Annotated in this window: 19 protein-coding genes and 1 pseudogene; 18 read left to right on the forward strand and 2 right to left on the reverse strand. The window is 64.7% G+C overall.

Translation table 11 applies throughout. The annotated features are described in order from the left end of the window. Nucleotides 1-132 precede the first annotated feature (132 nt). From ACEN98_RS09595 to ACEN98_RS09655, 13 genes and pseudogenes are all read left to right on the forward strand, one after another. Nucleotides 133-3,045 (forward strand): FimV/HubP family polar landmark protein, encoded by a 2,913-nt coding sequence (locus ACEN98_RS09595; protein ID WP_413383815.1) that lies wholly within the window; start codon nt 133-135, stop codon nt 3,043-3,045. Nucleotides 3,046-3,056: 11 nt separating this feature from the next. Further along, the gene (truA, locus tag ACEN98_RS09600) at nt 3,057-3,866 is read left to right on the forward strand and encodes a tRNA pseudouridine(38-40) synthase TruA (protein WP_413383817.1); all 810 of its coding nucleotides are present in this window, start codon (nt 3,057-3,059) and stop codon (nt 3,864-3,866) included. Nucleotides 3,867-4,051: 185 nt separating this feature from the next. Further along, nucleotides 4,052-4,759, forward strand: coding sequence for a phosphoribosylanthranilate isomerase (locus ACEN98_RS09605; protein ID WP_413383819.1), 708 nt, complete (start codon nt 4,052-4,054; stop codon nt 4,757-4,759). After that, nucleotides 4,740-5,984 (forward strand): tryptophan synthase subunit beta, encoded by a 1,245-nt coding sequence (gene trpB, locus ACEN98_RS09610; protein ID WP_413383821.1) that lies wholly within the window; start codon nt 4,740-4,742, stop codon nt 5,982-5,984. Before ACEN98_RS09605 ends, trpB begins: the two co-directional genes overlap by 20 nt. A 97-nt stretch (nt 5,985-6,081) precedes the next feature. Next, nucleotides 6,082-6,882, forward strand: a complete 801-nt coding sequence (trpA, locus tag ACEN98_RS09615; protein WP_413383822.1) for a tryptophan synthase subunit alpha — start codon at nt 6,082-6,084, stop codon at nt 6,880-6,882. 157 nt (nt 6,883-7,039) lie between these two features. Next, nucleotides 7,040-7,324: a hypothetical protein gene (locus ACEN98_RS09620; RefSeq protein ID WP_413383824.1), complete on the forward strand. Its 285-nt coding sequence runs from the start codon at nt 7,040-7,042 to the stop codon at nt 7,322-7,324. 162 nt (nt 7,325-7,486) lie between these two features. Continuing rightward, nucleotides 7,487-8,357 (forward strand): annotated as a pseudogene (gene accD, locus ACEN98_RS09625) (acetyl-CoA carboxylase, carboxyltransferase subunit beta). Between the two features lie 68 nt (nt 8,358-8,425). Then, nucleotides 8,426-9,724: a bifunctional tetrahydrofolate synthase/dihydrofolate synthase gene (gene folC / locus ACEN98_RS09630; protein ID WP_413344701.1), complete on the forward strand. Its 1,299-nt coding sequence runs from the start codon at nt 8,426-8,428 to the stop codon at nt 9,722-9,724. An 11-nt stretch (nt 9,725-9,735) separates the two neighbouring features. Beyond that, nucleotides 9,736-10,740, forward strand: a complete 1,005-nt coding sequence (locus ACEN98_RS09635) for an SPOR domain-containing protein (protein WP_413383826.1) — start codon at nt 9,736-9,738, stop codon at nt 10,738-10,740. 13 nt (nt 10,741-10,753) lie between these two features. After that, nucleotides 10,754-11,242 (forward strand): CvpA family protein, encoded by a 489-nt coding sequence (locus ACEN98_RS09640; protein WP_056136726.1) that lies wholly within the window; start codon nt 10,754-10,756, stop codon nt 11,240-11,242. Nucleotides 11,243-11,282: 40 nt separating this feature from the next. Next, the gene (purF, locus tag ACEN98_RS09645; protein ID WP_413383828.1) at nt 11,283-12,806 is read left to right on the forward strand and encodes an amidophosphoribosyltransferase; all 1,524 of its coding nucleotides are present in this window, start codon (nt 11,283-11,285) and stop codon (nt 12,804-12,806) included. Nucleotides 12,807-12,875: 69 nt separating this feature from the next. Beyond that, nucleotides 12,876-14,117, forward strand: coding sequence for a cystathionine gamma-synthase family protein (locus ACEN98_RS09650; protein WP_413383830.1), 1,242 nt, complete (start codon nt 12,876-12,878; stop codon nt 14,115-14,117). 64 nt (nt 14,118-14,181) lie between these two features. Continuing rightward, nucleotides 14,182-14,994: a tetratricopeptide repeat protein gene (locus ACEN98_RS09655; protein ID WP_413383832.1), complete on the forward strand. Its 813-nt coding sequence runs from the start codon at nt 14,182-14,184 to the stop codon at nt 14,992-14,994. A gap of 3 nt (nt 14,995-14,997) precedes the next feature. Here ACEN98_RS09655 and ACEN98_RS09660 read toward each other — a convergent pair whose 3' ends face one another. Then, entirely contained in the window at nt 14,998-15,159 is a 162-nt protein-coding gene (locus tag ACEN98_RS09660) for a hypothetical protein (RefSeq protein ID WP_413383834.1), read from the reverse strand. Between the two features lie 243 nt (nt 15,160-15,402). On the opposite strand from ACEN98_RS09660, the gene ACEN98_RS09665 reads away from it, so the two are divergent. Further along, complete coding sequence (locus ACEN98_RS09665; protein ID WP_413383836.1) at nt 15,403-16,038, forward strand: SAM-dependent methyltransferase; 636 nt, start codon at nt 15,403-15,405, stop codon at nt 16,036-16,038. A gap of 55 nt (nt 16,039-16,093) precedes the next feature. On the opposite strand, the gene lexA is transcribed toward ACEN98_RS09665, so the two are convergent. After that, a complete protein-coding gene (gene lexA / locus ACEN98_RS09670; RefSeq protein ID WP_413337925.1) occupies nt 16,094-16,759 on the reverse strand; it encodes a transcriptional repressor LexA in 666 nt (221 codons plus the stop codon). A 288-nt stretch (nt 16,760-17,047) separates the two neighbouring features. Here lexA and rpsF point away from each other — a divergent pair, with 288 nt between their 5' ends. From rpsF to rplI, 4 genes are read left to right on the forward strand one after another with little or no spacing between them, the layout of a single operon-like run. Beyond that, complete coding sequence (rpsF, locus tag ACEN98_RS09675; protein ID WP_105378247.1) at nt 17,048-17,431, forward strand: 30S ribosomal protein S6; 384 nt, start codon at nt 17,048-17,050, stop codon at nt 17,429-17,431. A 28-nt stretch (nt 17,432-17,459) separates the two neighbouring features. After that, nucleotides 17,460-17,750 carry a primosomal replication protein N gene (priB, locus tag ACEN98_RS09680; protein ID WP_413337928.1) on the forward strand — a complete coding sequence of 97 codons (291 nt, stop codon included), beginning with the start codon at nt 17,460-17,462 and terminating at the stop codon, nt 17,748-17,750. 56 nt (nt 17,751-17,806) lie between these two features. Next, a complete protein-coding gene (rpsR, locus tag ACEN98_RS09685; protein WP_020656854.1) occupies nt 17,807-18,097 on the forward strand; it encodes a 30S ribosomal protein S18 in 291 nt (96 codons plus the stop codon). A 46-nt stretch (nt 18,098-18,143) separates the two neighbouring features. Continuing rightward, nucleotides 18,144-18,596, forward strand: coding sequence for a 50S ribosomal protein L9 (gene rplI / locus ACEN98_RS09690; protein ID WP_056136742.1), 453 nt, complete (start codon nt 18,144-18,146; stop codon nt 18,594-18,596). Nucleotides 18,597-18,750 lie beyond the last annotated feature (154 nt).

Genomic DNA, 18,750 nt, shown 5'->3' on the forward strand with positions numbered 1-18,750 from the left:
ACCGTCTACATACCTCAGACTCCTTGAATGTTTCTCCCTGCGGAACTTGCATGCCACAGTGCATGATGATATGTTCCTGAGACCTCCGGCCACGTCGCTCTCGAACCTATGCATGTCACTCCCCGCCTCCCGATGAAGTCGTCCGCACTGAAAAAGCTCACTGCGGCGGTCGCAAGTGCGCTGGTCCTGACGTCGGCGGCCCACGCGGCCGGCCTCGGCAAGCTCACGGTGTTGTCCGCACTCGGCCAGCCCTTGCGCGCCGAAATCGAACTGACGGCGGTGTCCGGCGACGAGGCGTCCGGCCTCACCGCGAAGCTGGCGTCGCCGGAAGCGTTCAAGGCGGCCAACATCGATTTCAATCCGGCGCTGCTGTCGCTGCGCTTCAACGTCGAGCAGCGCGGCGGCCGCCAGTTCATCCGCGTCAGCTCCACGCAGCCGCTGAACGAGCCGTTCGTCGACATGCTGCTGGAACTGTCGTGGAATAACGGCCGCCTCGTACGCGAATACACGTTCCTGCTCGATCCGGCCGAGCTGCGCGCGACGCAGTCGGCGCAGGTCGCGGCGAGCGAATCCGCGCGTCCGCGCACGGAAGCGGCACCCGCCGCGTCGCCGGCCACGCCGGCGGCCGAGCGTCCGCGCCGGGCCGCACGTGCCGAGACCGCGGAAGCGCCCAAACCGGCGGCGGAGACGGCAGCGCCGTCGCGCTACCGCGTCAAGCCGGGCGACAGCCTGGGCCGCATCGCCACCCAGCTGAAACCCGTCGACGTGTCGCTCGACATGATGCTCGTGGCGCTGTACCGCGCCAATCCGGATGCCTTCATCGGCAACAACATGAACCGTCTGAAATCGGGGCGCATCCTGACCGTGCCGGCGGGCGATGCCGTGCGCGGTATGGACGATACCGAGGCACACGGCGTCGTCGTCGCCCACGCGGCCGACTTCAACGCCTACCGCAACAAGCTGGCGGGCCAGGTCGGCGCGTCCGAGCCCGTCAAGACCCCGCAGGCGGGGCAGAGCGCGGCCGGCAAGATCACGGCCAAGGTCGAGGAGCGCCCGACCGCCGCGAACGAATCGCAGGACCAGCTCCGTCTGTCGAAAGCCGCGCCGAACACCCCGGCCGGCAGGGGCACGACGATGAGCGCCGAGGACCGCATCGCCAAGGAGAAGGAACTGGCCGATGCGCAGACGCGCGTGCGCGAGCTCGAACGCAACGTGAACGACCTCGAGAAGATTGCCACGATCAAGAGCAAGGCCGGCGCCGAGGCGGAACAGAACGCTTCCGCGCCCGTTGCCGCGACACCGCCGGCACAGCAGCCCGCACCGAAGAAGCTGCCAACCATCAAACCGGCCGCCAAGCCCGCCGGCGCGCCGCCGGAGCCGGGCCTGATGGACTTCATCATGCAAAACCTGCCGCTGGTCGGCGGCGGCGCGGCCGCGCTGCTGCTCGGCGGCCTGCTTGTCGCCCAGCGCCGCAAGAAGAAGGTCGTCAAGGTGGTGCCGGAACCGGCTATCCTCGGCGTGCCGAGCGAACCGGCGCATTCGATGTTCGCGGAGACGGGCGGCCAGAGCGTGGACACGAACAACAGCGTCTTCAATTCCAGCTTCGCGCCGTCCGCCAGCCAGCTCGACACGAACGAAGTGGATCCGGTGGCGGAAGCCGACGTCTACATCGCCTACGGCCGCGATGCCCAGGCCGAGGAAATCCTCAAGGAAGCCTTGCGCACGCATCCGGAACGCTATCCGGTGCGCTTGAAGCTGCTCGAGATCTATGCCGCGCGCAAGGACCAGCGCGCGTTCGAGACGCAGGCTGCGGAACTCTACAGCATGACGCGCGGGCAGGGCGACGAGTGGGCGCAGGCCGCCGCGCTGGGCCTCACCATCGATCCGCTCAACCCGCTGTACCAGCACACCGCCGCACCAAGCGGTCCGGCGCCGAGTACCGAGGAACTGGGCCAGCAGGCCTTGCTGTCGAAGGAGCTGGACGACGTGTTCAGCGCGCCCGACCCGCAGGCCACGCCGACGGCGGCGCTGGCCGGCGAGCCGCTGGACTTCAGCCAGCATTTTGCCGACGCGATGGCGACTGCGCAGCCGGCTCCGGCGCCCGTCACCAATGCGCCGTCGACCGATCCCGCGCCGATGGAAGACGATCACGTGCTCGACTTCGACCTGGGCGGCCTCGCCTTCGAACCCGTCGAGCCGGCGCCCGCGTCGCAAGCAGCCGCGGAGCCTGCGGCCGACCTGGGTGGCGTGCACGATCTCGACTTCGACATGAGCGCGTTCGAGAAGCCGGCCGAACCCGCAGTGGCCACGGACAAGACGGAACACGATCCGCTCGACTTCTCGTTCGACATGGACTTCGCCGCCCCGGCCGCGAATCCGGTGCCGCAGCTGGAAGTGCACACGGACGATGATTTGCTGGCACCGGCCGCCGCCGCGGCTGCAAGCACCGCCGCCGCCGCCGACATCGAGATGGCCAACCTGGCCCGCGAATTCGACCTGCCCGACCTGCCGACGGAACTGCAGGCCAGCCTGCCGCCGGAACCGGAGCAGCCGGCACGCGATCCGCTGTTCGACCTCGACGCGATGGACTTCGGCCTGGACGAAACGCCGCGTGCGGAACGTTCGGTTTCAAATTCGGCGGCGTCGATCCCGACGGCCGCGCTGGACGAACACCTGTTCGACATCCCGGCCACGCCGGCACCGGCCGACGCGCCGTTCGCCGAGCCGGATCGCATCGTACTGGAACCGGCCGCGCCACAGTTCGACGTCGGCGGCTTTGACCTCGACCTGCCGGCCGACGGTTCGCTGCCGCTGCCGGAAGTACAGTCGCTGTCCGAGCCGAGGTTTGAAGAACCGGCCGCGCCGGCGGAACCGGCCGCGCTGTCCGCCGCGCACATGGAGATGGAGACGAAGCTGGACCTGGCCATCGCTTACCAGGAGATCGGCGACAAGGAAGGGGCGCGCGAGCTGCTCGAAGAAGTCATCCGCGGCGGCAATCCCGAGCAGGCGGCACGCGCCAACTCGATGCGCGCGGCACTGGTGTAAGGCAGGACGATTTGACACGTATCGCATTGGGTGTCCAGTACGTGGGCACCGCCTGGAACGGGTATCAGAAACAACCATCGCGCGACACGGTCCAGGACCAGCTGGAGATCGCGCTCGAGAAATTTGCCTGCACGCGGCTCGCGACGACGTGCGCCGGCCGCACGGACGCCGGCGTCCACGCCATCGAGCAGGTCGTCCATTTCGACACGGACCTCGACCGCGCCCCGCAGTCATGGGTGCGCGGCACGAATGCGTTCCTGCCCGAGTCGATCGTCGTGCGCTGGGCCCACGTCGTGGCACCGGACGCCGAAGGGCAGGACTTCCACGCGCGCTTCTCGGCCCGCTCGCGCACCTATCACTACGTGCTGTACAACCACGCCAACCCGTCCGCCCTGCTGGCCGGACGCGCCGGCTGGGTGTTCCGCCCGCTCGACGTCGAGCGCATGCGCGAAGCGGCCGCCCACCTGATCGGCACGCACGATTTTTCCAGCTTCCGCGCATCCGGCTGCCAGGCGAATTCGCCGGTCAAGCAGATGCACGAGGTGAAGATCGAACGGATGGGCGACATCATCGTGTTCACGGTGCGCGCGTCCGCGTTCCTGCATCACATGGTGCGCAACATCGTCGGCTCGCTGATCTACGTGGGGACCGGACGCAACGAACCCGGCTGGATGGCCGAGGTGCTGGACGCGCGCTCGCGCGACGCCGCGGCGCCCACCTTCATGCCGGATGGGCTGTACCTTGCTACAATCGACTACGACCCGAAGTGGGGGTTGCCGCAGGAGAGGGGTCAGAGCCCGGTGTTTCCTTTAGGGCTCTGACCCCGGTGGTGAGTGGTAGCGCCCGTTATAACCGATAATTGGCTGGGCAACGGCCGGGAACTCCGGGGTCAGCAACTTCGGGGTCAGAGCCCCTCAACTCCGGGGTCAGCAACTCCGGGGTCAGAGCCCCTTAAAAAGCAACACCGGGCTCTGACCCCTCGATAACCTCTCGATAACCCCTCGATATGCCACGCACCCGAATCAAGATCTGCGGCATCACCCGCGAACAAGACCTGCACGCTGCCGTCGATGCCGGCGCCGACGCCCTCGGCTTCGTGTTCTATCCCAAGAGTCCGCGCTACGTCACGCACGAGCGTTACGCGGAGCTGGCCCGTGAACTGCCGCCGTACGTCAACGCCGTCGCCCTGTTCGTCAACGCGACCGTGGACGAGGTGCGCGCGGTCGCCGCGGCCGGTCCGGTGTCGCTGCTGCAGTTCCACGGCGACGAAACGCCGGAGGCATGCGCGCAACTGGCCGCCGCCGTGCAGCGGCCGTTCACGCGGGCATTCCGGGTAAAATCGGGAACAAGCGCTGACACGACGGCCGCCGATTTGCTAGAATCGGAAGCTCAATACCGCGCCGCTTCTCCCTGGTTCTCAGGTTTGCTGCTCGACACGTACGTGGATGCCTACGGCGGCGCAGGAAAGGTTTTCGATTGGTCTCTTATTCCAAAAGAGCTCGCGCCTCGGGTCGTTTTGAGTGGTGGCTTGAGCGTACACAACGTGACTGGCGCGGTGGCGCAAGTACGCCCCTTCGCGGTCGACATCAGTAGCGGTGTCGAGGCGGCGAAGGGGATCAAGGATGCCCGCAAGATTGCCGCGTTCATCGACGCGGTGCGGGCAGGCGATGCCACCCTTTTGAGCCAGGAACACCATGAAAGCGAATCAAGTTAACGGCGCCCAGGCGCTGTTCAAGACCCCCGACTATCAACTGCCGGACACCACCGGCCACTTCGGCCCGTACGGCGGCTCGTTCGTCGCCGAGACGCTCAGCCACGCGCTGGCCGAGCTGAACGACGCGTACGCGCGCTACAGCCAGGATCCCGAATTCCTCGAAGAATTCCGCTACGAGCTGGCGCACTTCGTCGGCCGTCCGTCGCCCGTCTACCACGCCAAGCGCTGGTCGGAACAGGGCGGCGGCGCGCAGATCTTCTTCAAGCGCGAAGACCTGAACCACACGGGCGCCCACAAGATCAACAACGTGATCGGCCAGGCGCTGCTCGCGAAACGCATGGGCAAGCCGCGCATCATCGCCGAGACCGGTGCCGGCCAGCACGGCGTCGCGACGGCCACGATCTGCGCCCGCTTCGGCCTCGAATGCGTGATCTACATGGGCAGCGAGGACGTCAAGCGCCAGGCGCAGAACGTCTACCGCATGAAACTGCTGGGCGCGACCGTCGTGCCGGTGGAATCCGGTTCCAAGACCCTGAAGGACGCGCTGAACGAAGCGATGCGCGACTGGGTCACGAACATCGAGAACACGTTCTATATCATCGGCACGGTCGCCGGTCCGCACCCGTATCCGATGATGGTGCGCGACTTCCAGTCCGTGATCGGCGAGGAATGCCGCGTGCAGATGCCGCAGATGACGGGCCGCCAGCCGGACTACGTCGTCGCCTGCATCGGCGGCGGCTCGAACGCGATGGGCATCTTTTATCCGTACATCGACGAGCCGGGCGTGAAGCTCGTGGGCGTCGAGGCGGCGGGCGAGGGCCTCGACTCCGGCAAGCACGCGGCGTCGCTGACGGCCGGCTTCCCGGGCGTCCTGCACGGCAACCGCACCTACCTGCTGCAGGACGAGCACGGCCAGATCATCGAGACGCATTCGGTCTCGGCCGGCCTGGATTATCCGGGCGTCGGACCGGAACACGCGTGGCTGAAGGATAGCCAGCGTGCGGAATACGTGTCGATCACGGACGACGAGGCGCTGGCCGCCTTCCACGACTGCTGCCGCATCGAGGGCATCATCCCCGCGCTGGAATCGTCGCACGCGATCGCCTACGCCGCCAAGCTGGCGCCGACCTTGCCCAAGGATCAGATCATCCTCGTCAACCTGTCGGGCCGCGGCGACAAGGACATGCACACCGTGGCGCAACGGGCGGGACTCAACTTCGGCTGAGCCCCAATCATCGGGCACCTCGAAGAACCGTCGCGAGCTCGCAGCAGGTTTTTCGACGTGCCCCATCGTTTGCAACCACAGAATAAGGAAGAACAGCATGTCCCGTATCGCACAAACTTTCGACGCCCTCAAGGAACAGGGCAAGACCGGTCTCGTCACTTTCATTACCGCCGGCGACCCCGCCCCGGAACTGACCGTTCCGCTGCTGCACGCCCTCGTGGAAGGCGGTGCCGACGTCCTCGAACTGGGTGTCCCGTTCTCCGACCCGATGGCGGAAGGCCCCGTCATCCAGCGCGCCTGCGAGCGGGCGCTCACTTTCGGCGTCAGCATGACCGACGTATTCGGCTACGTCGCCGAGTTCCGCAAAACGAACCAGCACACGCCGGTCGTGCTGATGGGCTACGCGAACCCGATCGAGCGCATGGGCCAGAGCGAATTCGTCCGCCGCGCGAAGGCGGCCGGTGCCGACGGCGCCATCGTCGTCGACTACCCGCCGGAGGAATGCGAAGCGTTCGCGGCCGAGATGAAGGCCAGCAGCCTCGACATGATTTTCCTGCTCGCGCCGACGTCGACCACGGAACGCGTGAAGCAGGTGGCGCGCCACGGCAGCGGCTTCAGCTACTACGTGTCGCTGAAGGGCGTGACGGGTGCCGGCGGCATCGACACGGCCGACGTGGCCAAGCGCGTGGCCGCGATCCGCGAGCACGTCAAGCTGCCGATCGGCGTGGGCTTCGGCATCCGCGACGCGCAGACGGCGAAATCGGTGGCCAGCGTCGCCGACGCGGTCGTCATCGGCAGCCGCATCATCCAGGAACTGGAAAACACGCCGAAAGCGCAGGGCCCCGCGGCCGTGCGCGCCTTCGTCGCCGGGATCCGTCAAGCGCTGGACGCCCGCTGACCTGCGCCTGATCAAACCGGGGTCAGAGCCCGATTTTGGGAAATTGCTCAAAATCGGGCTCTGACCCCGGTGTTTTTTGATGCGGTCGATTTTCTTGCTGGAAACGTGGGCATACAGTGGCAGAGCAGTTCCCTTCCACTCAACCCCGGCATCCATCATGAAAAAACAAATCGTGCAGGTTTCCGTCATGCAGTCGGCCAAGGTCATGGCCGCTGTCTATCTCGTCACCGCCATCCCCGTCGTCGTACTGGCCGGGTTGTTCATGTCATCGTTCATGCCCGCGGGCGCCAGCATCGCCATGCTGATCATGATGCCGGTGGCCTACGCGACCGGCGCCTTCATCGGCGCTGCCTTCGGTGCGTGGATCTACAACCTGGTCGCAGCCCGCATCGGTGGTTTCGAATTCACGACGGCGGAGGTCGGCGAGGCCGCAGTGCGCTGACGCCGGGATCGTGCGCGACATTACCGGGGCCGAGCGCCCCGGTTCTCATTTCTGCTAGCGCAACTTTATTAAGAAGGCAAGTAATTAACGGCAAGAATTCGACAAGCCCGATGCGAACGGCTACACTACGCCCAATTCCAGAATTGCCGCAAAGGAGAGAACATGAGTTGGTTGGAAAAGCTGCTGCCCCCCGGATCCAGCGCTCCGATGCCGCCAAGCGCCAGACCATGCCCGAAGGCCTGTGGGTCAAGTGCCCGTCGTGCGAGTCGGTCCTGTACCGCGCCGACCTGGAGTCGAACCTGCATGTCTGCCCGAAATGCAGCCACCACATGCGCATCCGCGCCCGCGAGCGCCTCGACGCGCTGCTCGACGAGGGCGGCCGCTACGAGATCGGCCAGGACGTGCTGCCGGTCGATACCCTCAAGTTCAAAGACAGCAAGAAATATCCTGACCGTCTGAAGGACGCGATGGAAGCCACCGGCGAGACCGATTCGATGGTCGTGCAGGGCGGTTCGATCATGAGCCTGCCGGTCGTGGTCGCCTGTTTCGCCTACGAATTCATGGCCGGCACGATGGGGTCCGTGAATGGCGAGCGCTTCGTGCGCGGCGCCCAGGTAGCGCTCGAGCAGAAAGTGCCGTTCATCTGCATTACCGCCAGCGGCGGCGCGCGCATGCAGGAAGGCCTGCTGTCGCTGATGCAGATGGCCAAGACCACCTCGATGCTGACCAAGCTGGCCGAGAAAAACTGCCGTTCATCAGCGTGCTGACCGACCCGACGACGGGTGGCGTGTCCGCCTCGTTCGCGTTCATGGGCGACGTCGTCATCGCCGAACCGAAGGCGCTGATCGGCTTTGCCGGCCCGCGCGTGATCGAGAACACGGTGCGCGAAAAACTGCCGGAAGGCTTCCAGCGTTCCGAGTTCCTGCTGCAAAAAGGCGCCATCGACATGATCGTCGACCGCCGCAAGATGCGCGAAGAAATTGCGCAGCTGCTCGCCCTGCTGCAAAGCCAGCCGGCCGACGTCATCGCTTGATTCGCTGTCACCGCGCGGCCGGCTGCTTGTGCAAAGCAGCCGGCCGCGCGCATTCCGGAAGCCATCCCATGCCTAACCTGCCGACTACCTTGCCCGACTGGCTGGCGCTGCTCGAGTCGCGCCATGCCGAAACCCACATCGACATGGGCCTGGACCGTGTGCGCACCGTCAAGGAGCGCATGAGCCTCGCCTTTTCCTGCCCCGTGATCATGGTCGCGGGCACCAACGGCAAGGGCTCGACCTGCGCCATGCTGGAAGCCATCCTGCTGCAGAGCGGCTACAAGGTCGGCCTGTACATCAAGCCGCACTTCCTCGACTTCAACGAGCGTGCCCGCATCAACGGCGAAATGGCCAGCGACGACAAGCTCATCGCCGCTTTCAACGACGTCGAGGCGCGCCGCGGCGACATCGACCTCACGTACTTCGAATTCACGACGCTCGCGATCATGCACCTGCTGTCGACGTCCGGCGTCGACGTGGCGATCCTGGAAGTGGGCCTCGGCGGCCGCCTGGATGCCGTGAACGTGATCGATGCGGACGTGTCCATCGTCACGAGCATCGACATCGACCACAAGGATTATCTCGGTGACACGCGCGAAGAGATCGGCTTCGAGAAGGCCGGCATCTTCCGTCCCGGGAAGCCCGCGATCTGCAGCGATCCGCAGCCGCCGCAAGCGCTGATCAAGCATGCGGAAGACATCGGTGCCGACCTGTGGCTGCTGGGCCGCGATTTCAACTACCAGGGCGACAAGCAGCAGTGGGCCTACGGCGGCCGCACGCAGCGCCGCAATTCGCTCGCGTATCCGGCGCTGCGCGGTGCCAACCAGCTGCTGAACGCATCGGCCGCGCTGGCCGCGCTGGAAGCGCTGCGCAACGTGCTGCCGGTCGGTGCCCAGGAAACGCGCGCGGGCCTCGCGATGGTCGAATTGCCGGGCCGCTTCCAGGTGCTGGCGGGCCGTCCGACGACGGTCCTCGACGTCGCGCACAACCCGCACGCGGCCGCGACGCTCGCCCAGAACCTGGGCAACATGGGATTCCACCGGTTCACGTACGCCGTGTTCGGCATCATGCAGGACAAGGACATCGATGCTGTCGTCGCCCATCTCGCGCCGAACATCGACCACTGGTGCGTGACGGCGCTGCCGTCGCCCCGGTCGGCGGACCCGGCCGTGCTGGCCGAGAAGCTGCAGGCATTGAAGCCGAGTGGTGCGAAAGACGACGAATTCTCGGTCAAAACGTTCGCGAATCCGGCCGATGCATTCGCAGATGCAACAAGCCGGGCCGGACAGGATGATAGAATAGTGGTCTTTGGCTCGTTCTATACCGTGGCTGGCGTGATGGCCGCCCGTAAATCCTCTCTTCATTGACGTGACACCGCATGGGCTTGTTCTCTCGTAAAAGCAAGCAGGACCGCCTCGCCGAGGACAGTGGCCGCTTCTACAGCAAGGACGACGACGCCGCGATCGGCGAGCGCGCCCGCGCCAAACGCGCCAGCAATGCCGGTGGCGGCGCATCGCGCCGTCCTGGTGCCGACCCCATGCTTCCCGAAAAGAAGCGCGCCCGGCGCCGCCTCGTCGGCGCCATCGCGCTGGCGCTCGCGGCCGCCGTCGGCCTGCCGATGCTGCTCGATTCCGAGCCCAAGCCGCTCGCCGGCGACATCGCGATCCAGATTCCCGCCAAGGACAAGGCCGCGCCGCTGCCCGTGCCGGCCGCGGATAAAGCCGTGTCCGCCGCGGACAGTGTCGACAAGGGCGAGGAAGTGGTCGACGCACCGCCGCCCGCGCCCGCCGCGAAGGCTCCGGCCGCCGTCGCCGCCGCCAAGCCCGAGAGCGTCGCAACGCAACCGCCGGCCGTGATCGCGCCGAAACCTGAACCGAAGGTCGAGCACAAGCCCGAACACAAGGAAACGCCCACGGCCGAGCACAAGGATGCAAAGGCCGAAGCGCGCCTCGCCGAGAAGGAAAAGGCGGAACGCGCGAAGGCCGAGCACGAGCGGGCCGAGCACGAGAAGGCGGAGCGTCTCGCGCGTGAAGCCCGCGACAAGGCCAAAGCCAAAGCCGAGGAAAAACCCGTGAAGCCGAAGGACGACGCGGCGCGCGCGATGGCCATCCTGGAAGGCAAGGCGGCGGAGAAAGGCAAGCCGGCCGAGGCCTCGTCGCAGCGCTTCGTGCTGCAGGTGGCCGCGCTGTCGAGCCAGGAAAAGGCGGCGGAAGTGCAGGCGAAGCTGCGCGAAGCGGGCATCTCGTCGTACACGCAGAAGACGTCCACCCCTTCCGGCGAACTGATCCGAGTACGTGTCGGTCCCCTGAACAAGGAAGACGCCGAGAAAGTACGCGCCAAGCTGGGCCGCCTGGGCTTGTCCGGCGCCATGACCCCGGTCTGATTCGATTGAAGCCGTGACGATTTTCGACTACGTGGTGTTGTTCATCCTGATCTCGTCGGTCGTCATCAGCACCATGCGCGGCCTGGTGAAGGAAATCCTGTCGCTGGTCGGCTGGGTGGCGGCCTTCATCGTGGCCAACGCCTTCGGCGCGAAACTGGCACCCATGCTACCATCCGTGATTCCGGGCGAAGCCTTGCGGCTGATCGTTGCCTTCATTGCACTGTTCCTCGGCGTGCGCGTGCTGATGGGCCTGCTGGCCCTCGCGATCAGCGCCCTGATCGAGGCCTCCGGACTGTCCCTGGCCGACCGCGGCCTCGGCGGCCTGTTCGGATTGGGCCGGGGTATTGTGATCGTGCTGGCCGGCGTCATATTGTGCGGGATGACATCCATCCCCCAACAGGCTTTCTGGAAGGACGCGCTGTTCTCGCCCATGGCGGAAACCGGAGCGCGCACAGTCAAACCTTTCTTGCCCGCTGCCTTCGCGCAGCACGTGCAGTTTTGAAACACCCTTTTGTCTAGCTGTCCAAGTTTAGGAGCACACCATGTGTGGCATCGTCGGCGTCGTCTCGCAAGCCCCCGTCAACCAGCTGTTATATGATGCTTTGCTGCTGTTGCAGCATCGCGGTCAGGATGCGGCGGGGATTGCAACCAATCACAGCAGCATGTTCTCGATGTACAAGGCCAATGGCCTCGTGCGTGACGTCTTCCGCACGCGTAACATGCGTTCGCTGCAAGGCAATTCCGGCATCGGCCACTGCCGCTACCCGACCGCCGGTTCGTCCAGCGAAGAGGAAGCGCAGCCGTTCTACGTGAACGCCCCGTTCGGCATCACCCTGGCGCACAACGGCAACCTCACGAACCAGGAACAGCTGAAGGAAGAACTGTTCCGCATCGACCGCCGCCACGTCAACACGAACTCGGACTCGGAAGTCCTGCTGAACGTGCTGGCCCACGAGATCGCCACCGCGGCCGACGGCTACTCGCTCGATCCGGACGCCGTGTTCAAGGCCGTCGCGCACGTGCACCGCCGCGTGCGCGGCGCGTACGCCGTCATCGCCCAGATCGCCGGCCACGGCCTGCTCGCGTTCCGCGATCCGTTCGGCATCCGTCCGCTGTGCCTCGGCATCAACGAGACGGAGAACGGCCCCGAATACCTCGTCGCCAGCGAATCCGTCGCGCTGGAAGGCCTGGGCTTCCGCTTCGTGCGCGACATCGCGCCGGGCGAAGCCGTCTGGGTCGACGCCGAGCGCCAGCTGCACACGCGCCAGTGCGCCGAGAATCCGTCGCTGAACCCGTGCGCGTTCGAATACGTCTACCTTGCGCGGCCCGACTCCGTGATCGACGGCGCGTCCGTGTACGCGACCCGCCTGCGCATGGGCGAATACCTGGCCGAGAAGATCCGCAAGGAGATCCCGGTCGAAGAGATCGACGTCGTGATGCCGATTCCCGATTCGTCGCGTCCGGCCGCGATCCAGCTCGCGCTGAAGCTGGGCGTCGAATACCGCGAAGGCTTCATCAAGAACCGCTACGTCGGCCGCACGTTCATCATGCCGGGCCAGGCGATGCGCAAGAAGTCGGTGCGCCAGAAGCTGAACGCGATCCCGTCCGAATTCAAGGACAAGAACGTGCTGCTCGTCGACGACTCCATCGTGCGCGGCACGACGAGCCGCGAGATCGTGCAGATGGCCCGCGAATCGGGCGCCCGCAAGGTGTTCTTCGCGTCCGCCGCGCCGCCGGTCCTGTACCCGAACGTGTACGGCATCGACATGCCGACGCGCGACGAACTGATCGCCCACGGCCGCATCGTCGAGGAAGTGTGCCGCGAGATCACGGCCGACCGCCTCGTCTACCAGGACCTCGATGCGCTGAAGAAGTCGATCTCCGACGTCAACCCGGCCCTGACGAACGTGGAAGCGTCGTGCTTCGACGGCGTCTACGTCACGGGCGACGTCACGCCGGCCTACCTCGACCAGCTGGAGCACGCGCGCCACAAGTCGTCCGGTAAGTCGTCGGAAGACATCGTGCGCACGCAATTGAACCTGAACCCGCCCGTCGCGGCCGAATAAATCGTATTCAACCGGGCATGGGGATGCCGTAGGGTGGGCAGCCCGTGCCCACCAAACGTAAAAATCACCATGAGCGACAAGCCCTCCTACGGTTTCACCACCACCATCCTGCACAACGACCGCAGGAAGTCGATCGAACACAACTCGCTGCACAAGCCGATCCACACGTCGGTCGCGTTCGGCTACACGGATGCGCGCCAGCTGGCGTCCGTCTTCCAGGGCAAGGAACCGGGCTTCCGCTATGGCCGCCAGGGCAACCCGACCGTCAGCGCGCTGGAAGACAAGATCAGCAAGATGGAAGACGGCGTCGCGTCGCTGTGCTTCGGCACCGGCATGGCCGCCATCGGCGCGCTCGCGCAGGCGCTGCTGCGCGCGGGCGACCACGTCGTGTCGTCCTCGTTCCTGTTCGGGAATACCAACAGCCTGTGGAACACGGTGGCCGCGCAGGGCACGGAAGTATCGTTTGTCGATGCGACCGACGTCGCGAACGTGGAAGCCGCGCTGAAGCCGAACACGCGCCTCGTGTTCGTCGAGACGATCGCCAACCCGCGCACGCAGATCGCGGACCTGGCCCGCATCGGTGAGCTGTGCCGCGCGCGCGGCATCCTGTACGTCGTCGACAACACGATGACGACACCCTACCTGTTCCGTCCGAAGGCGGTCGGCGCGGGCCTCGTCGTGAACGCGCTGACGAAATCGATCGGCGGCCACGGCATGGCGCTGGGCGGCGCGTTGACGGACACCGGCGTGTTCGACTGGAGCGCCTATCCGAACATCGCCGACAACTTCCGCCGCCAGCCGCCCGCCGCGCAGGGCATGGCCCAGCTGCGCGCGAAAGCGCTGCGCGACTTCGGCGCATCGCTGGCGCCGGAAGCGGCTCACCACATCGCGGTCGGCGCCGAAACGCTCGCGCTGCGCATGGAGCGCACGTGCGCGAACGCGCTGGCATTGGCACGCATGCTCGAGGCCGATGATCGCGTCGCCGCCGTCCACTATCCCGGCCTGGAATCGCACCCGCAGCACAAGCTGGCGTCCGAACAGTTCCGCGCGTACGGCTCGCTGTTCAGCTTCGAGCTGAAGGAGGGCATCGACTGCTTCGATTACCTGAACCGCCTGAAGGTCGCGATTCCCGCATCGAACCTGGGCGACACGCGCACGCTCGTGATCCCGGTCGCGCACACGATCTTCTTCGAGATGGGCGCCGAGCGCCGCGCCAGCATGGGCATCGCGGAATCGCTGATCCGCGTGTCCGTGGGTATCGAGGATACGGCCGACCTGCTGGCCGATTTCGGCGCTGCATTGAACGGTTGAGCGGGCGGGGCGCTGCGGTTATGATCGTCCTGTTCCCCATCTTGATTCATAGACTGCACACCCCATGAAGACTGCCCTGTTTTGCGCCGCACTGCTGTGCGGTGGTGTCGCAATCGCCGCCGAGCCCGGCGCGAAATTATCTGTGAAAGGCGCGCCCGCGAAAGGTGCTGCCGCGAAGCCGGCCGCCGCTGCATCGCCCGCCAACGCTGCCGCCGAGCTTGCCGAAGCGGACGCTTTGTTCGCGAAGAAATCGTATCCGGAAGCGCTGGCGAAATACACGAAGCTGGCGAACGCCGGCAACGTGATGGCCCAGCAGCACCTGGGCGAAATGTATTTCTACGGCGAGGCGGGCGGCGTCGACATGGACAAGGCCGCGCAATGGTTCCAGAAGGCGGCCGCGAAGGGCAATGCCGTCGCCATCGCGTCGCTCGAGTTGATGAAGCAGCGCGAGGCGCGCCGTGCCGACCTCGACTACTGGATCGCGAAATACGACGGCTCCGACCTGCGCACGAGCGATTACCGTTGCCCGGCGCCGCGCTTCCCGGTCATGTCCAAGGTCAACGAGGAAATCGATTATTACAGCGGCAAGATGAAGGATTGGGAAGCGTGCCACAACCGTTGGGTGAAGCAGTTGAACGCCTCCCTGCCGCTGGCGAAACGCATCCCGGAAGACATCGCGAAGCTGATGACGAAGGATGAGACGGAGAAGGCGAACGCGCACCTGAAGGAGGTTGGTGATCGCTTGGCGGAAGACACCAAGGTGGCCGGCCGGATGGTCGTGGCGGACTTCGACGCCTGGCGCGCGGGCACGGAAGCCTATGTCAAGGAACACAACGAGATGGTCAAGAACGCGCCGCCGCCGGATAACGACAAGTGATGTTTAGCGGCCGCATGTGAAATAGCCGCGGTTCGGCAGGCCGGGGCCGGACTTCTCCCGGAGGAGCACGCCTTGCTCGCCTTTCGCGGTCGTGCGCTTGCCCTGGCCGAGCGCCGTGACGTTGCCGGCACCCGTCGGCGCTCGTTCGGCGCTCGTTCGGCGCATGCGGCGCGCCATGTGACCAGCGGTGCCAGGCCGTCCAGGCTGATGGCGGCTCGGCAGCGCGTCAGAACAGTGCTGGAAAACATGGTAAGGATCCCGATGTTGGGTTGCATGGCCGTGTAGGGGAGCCTTGTCGAAGCCGCAACTCTGTCGCCGTTGTTTGCAACTAATCGACATGAGGCGTACGCATAACCCGGGCGATAACGCCTTGCTGTATCATGCGGCTCCTGAAAACGAAGCCTGCATATGCTCATCATCACCATCAAACAGGGCAAGGAAAAAAGCCTGCTGTCCGGCGATCCATGGATTTATTTGTCCGCCATCGAGAAAGTGGAGGGACGGCCCCAGGAGCGCGGCAAACCCGGCGTCACTGCAATCGTGCAGTCGTCGGCACGCCAGTTTCTGGCGCGCGCGGCCTATAACGCCAAGTCGCAGATCGCGGCCCGCGTCTGGACCCTGCGCGAGGACGAGCCGGTCGATCACGCCATGATGAAACGGCGCGTGCAGGCCGCGGTCGCGCGGCGCGCCGTCGCCGTGCGCAACGCCGATCCGCAAGCCCTGACCCTGGTGATCGATGGCGAAAAAGACGGCCTGCCGGGGCTGCTGGTGCACAGCTATGGCGGGACCGGCGGTTACCTGGTGTGCCAGTTCAACGCTGCCGGTGTCGACGCGTGGAAAGTGACCATCGTGCAGGCCCTGCTCGCGGCCACGGGTTGTTCCAATGTATTCGAACGCAGCGACGAGCTGTTGCGCAAAGGGGAGGGGCTACCTGTCATCTGGCGCGCCCTGGCCGGCGACGAGCCGCCGCAGCGCCTGATGGTGCGTGACGGCAGCCGGCTGCTGCCGACGGATATCCGTACCGGTTTCGTCTATCCGCGCTGAGCGCACGATAAAACGACGAGGCCCGCATGACGCGGGCCTGTGTGCAGGTGGGAGGTTAGTGCCAGGACCGCAAGAGTCCGACCGCCAGGCCTTCCAGTGCGAACTCGTCGGTCCTCGGATCGACGGTAATCACGGAAAAGTCCGGATTCTCCGGCAACAGTTCGATCGTGGAACCGGTCTTGCGGTAGCGCTTGACCGTCACTTCGTCGCCGATGCGGGCGACGACGATCTGGCCATTCTTCGCGTTGTCGACCTTCTTGACGGCGAGGAAGTCGCCGTCGCAGATGCCGGCGTCGCGCATCGACCAGCCCTTGACCTTCAACAGGAAGTCGGGCTTGCTCGAGAACATGGCCGGATCGACCGAATAGGTCGCTTCGACGTGTTCCTGGGCGAGGATGGGCGAACCCGCCGCGACGCGGCCGACGAGCGGCAGCGACATCAGGTTCGGCGGAATCGGCGGCACGAAGGCAGGCACTGCGGCCGCAGCGGCGGCCTTGGATTCGACGGACTGGCCGACGAGGCGGATACCGCGCGAGGTACCCGGGGAAATTTCGATCGCGCCTTTACGGGCCAGGGCCTGCAGGTGTTCCTCGGCGGCATTGGCCGAGCGGAAGCCAAGCTCCTGGGCGATTTCGGCGCGGGTCGGCGGGAAGCCGGTGTTGTCGATGGCTTCCTTGATCAGGTTGAGGATCTGTTCTTGCCGTGCGGTGAGCTTAAGCATGTTCGTCTTCGTTGGTACGGGGTCAGACTGTATTTTTGTACAGTATTGCGCCACGCGCAAGGGGATTTCAAGTTTTTTTTGCGCTGCGGTACGCAGCGCACGTCCACAACCTTTTGAGGTGCGGCACGCAGCGCACGTCCATAACCATTTGCGGTGCGGTACGCGGCGCACGTGCACAGTCCCATTGAGCACTTGACGGTTTTGCTGTTATAATGTTGGGCTTTCCCTTCCCACACTCGTCTTGACGCCGAGGTGGGCATTTGTTTAAACGTCCTTAAGGAGTGTTTCATGCGTCATTATGAAATCGTGTTTATCGTCCACCCGGACCAGAGCGAGCAGGTCCCGGCGATGATCGAACGCTACAAGACTACGGTCACCTCGCGCGGCGGCAACATCCACCGCGTCGAAGATTGGGGCCGTCGTCAAATGGCTTACCAGATCCAGAAGCTGCCGAAGGCACACTACATCTGCCTGAACATCGAGTGCGACAACGAGACCCTGGTCGAGCTGGAAACCGCATTCAAATTCAATGATGCCGTGCTGCGTCACCTGACCGTGAAGATGAAGAAAGCTGAAACCGCACCGTCGCCGATGATGAAGTCGGTCCAGCGCGAAGACGCAGCCAAGAGCCACCGCGCCGAGCAGGCCGCCGCTCCGGCCGCCGCAGCCTAAATCTCGCGGGAGCACCGAGCTGTAATACGTGAACGAGCTGTCCCTGGTCGCAAGCATCCTGGAACGCGACGTCCTGCGCTACACCCCGGCCGGCATCCCCATCGTGGGCGGCATCCTGCAACACGGATCGACGCAGACGGAGGCGAGGATGGACAGGCAGGTCGAATTCGAGATTTCCGCGGTTGCCGCGGGCGAGATTTCGGGACGATTTGCCAACGCCGAGTTGGGTGCGATGTACCGCTTCACGGGATTCTTGGCCAGGAAAAGTCGTCACAGCAAAAGCTTGGTGTTTCACATCATTGATTTCAGTGCCGCATAAGCAGTAAGAAACTGCGGGTTGCGGGCACGTTTATAGATAGATACAGGAGCCTCAAAATGGCATTCGGTAAAAAGTTCGACAAAAACAAAGCTAAGCTCAAAGAGAAGCGCAAACAGCAGAACCCGCTGTTCAAGCGCAAGAAATTCTGCCGCTTCACCGCTGCAGGCGTGGAACAGGTTGACTACAAAGACGTCGACACCCTGAAGGATTTCGTCCAGGAAAACGGCAAGATCATGCCGGCACGCCTGACCGGCACCAAGGCTCACTACCAGCGTCAAGTGGACACCGCCATCAAGCGCGCCCGTTACCTGGCTTTGCTGCCGTACACCGACCTGCACAACGCTTAATCGTCGGTTACGACATCGAAGCATAGTCAGATTACTGGAGAATAAAATGCAAGTTATCCTGCTGGAAAAAGTCGTCAACGTCGGCAACCTGGGCGACGTCGTCAAGGTCAAGGACGGTTACGCCCGTAACTTCCTGATCCCGCAAAAAATGGCCCGTCGTGCAACGCAAGCTGCCGTGGCTGAATTCGAAGTCAAGCGCGCCGAACTGGAAAAAGCAGCTGCCGAGAAACTGGCTGCCGCTCAAGGCCAAGGCGACAAGCTGAACGGCATGACCGTCACCATCGCCCAGAAAGCCGGCGTCGACGGCCGTCTGTTCGGTTCCGTGACCAACTTCGACATCGCTGAAGCCCTGACCAAGCAAGGTTTCGCCGTCGAAAAGGCACAAGTGCGCATGCCGACCGGTCCGCTGAAGACCACCGGCGAGCACCCGGTGTCGGTCGCTCTGCACACCGACGTCGTGGTGGAAATCACCATCGCTGTCGTGGGCGAAGCCGCCTAATAAGAGTTTCAAGTAATACCGTCGTCCCCGCGCAGGCGGGGACCCAAGTTGCGACTTCGGATGCAAAGCTTGGGTCCCCGCCTCTGCGGGGACGATTTTTTTTGCAACAGCAAAAAAAATTCGTTTTTGGAAACTCACCAATGATTTCAGCGCC

The sequence above is a fragment of the Massilia sp. CT11-137 genome (assembly GCF_047302885.1).
Taxonomy (GTDB): Bacteria; Pseudomonadota; Gammaproteobacteria; order Burkholderiales; family Burkholderiaceae_D; genus Telluria; species Telluria orientalis.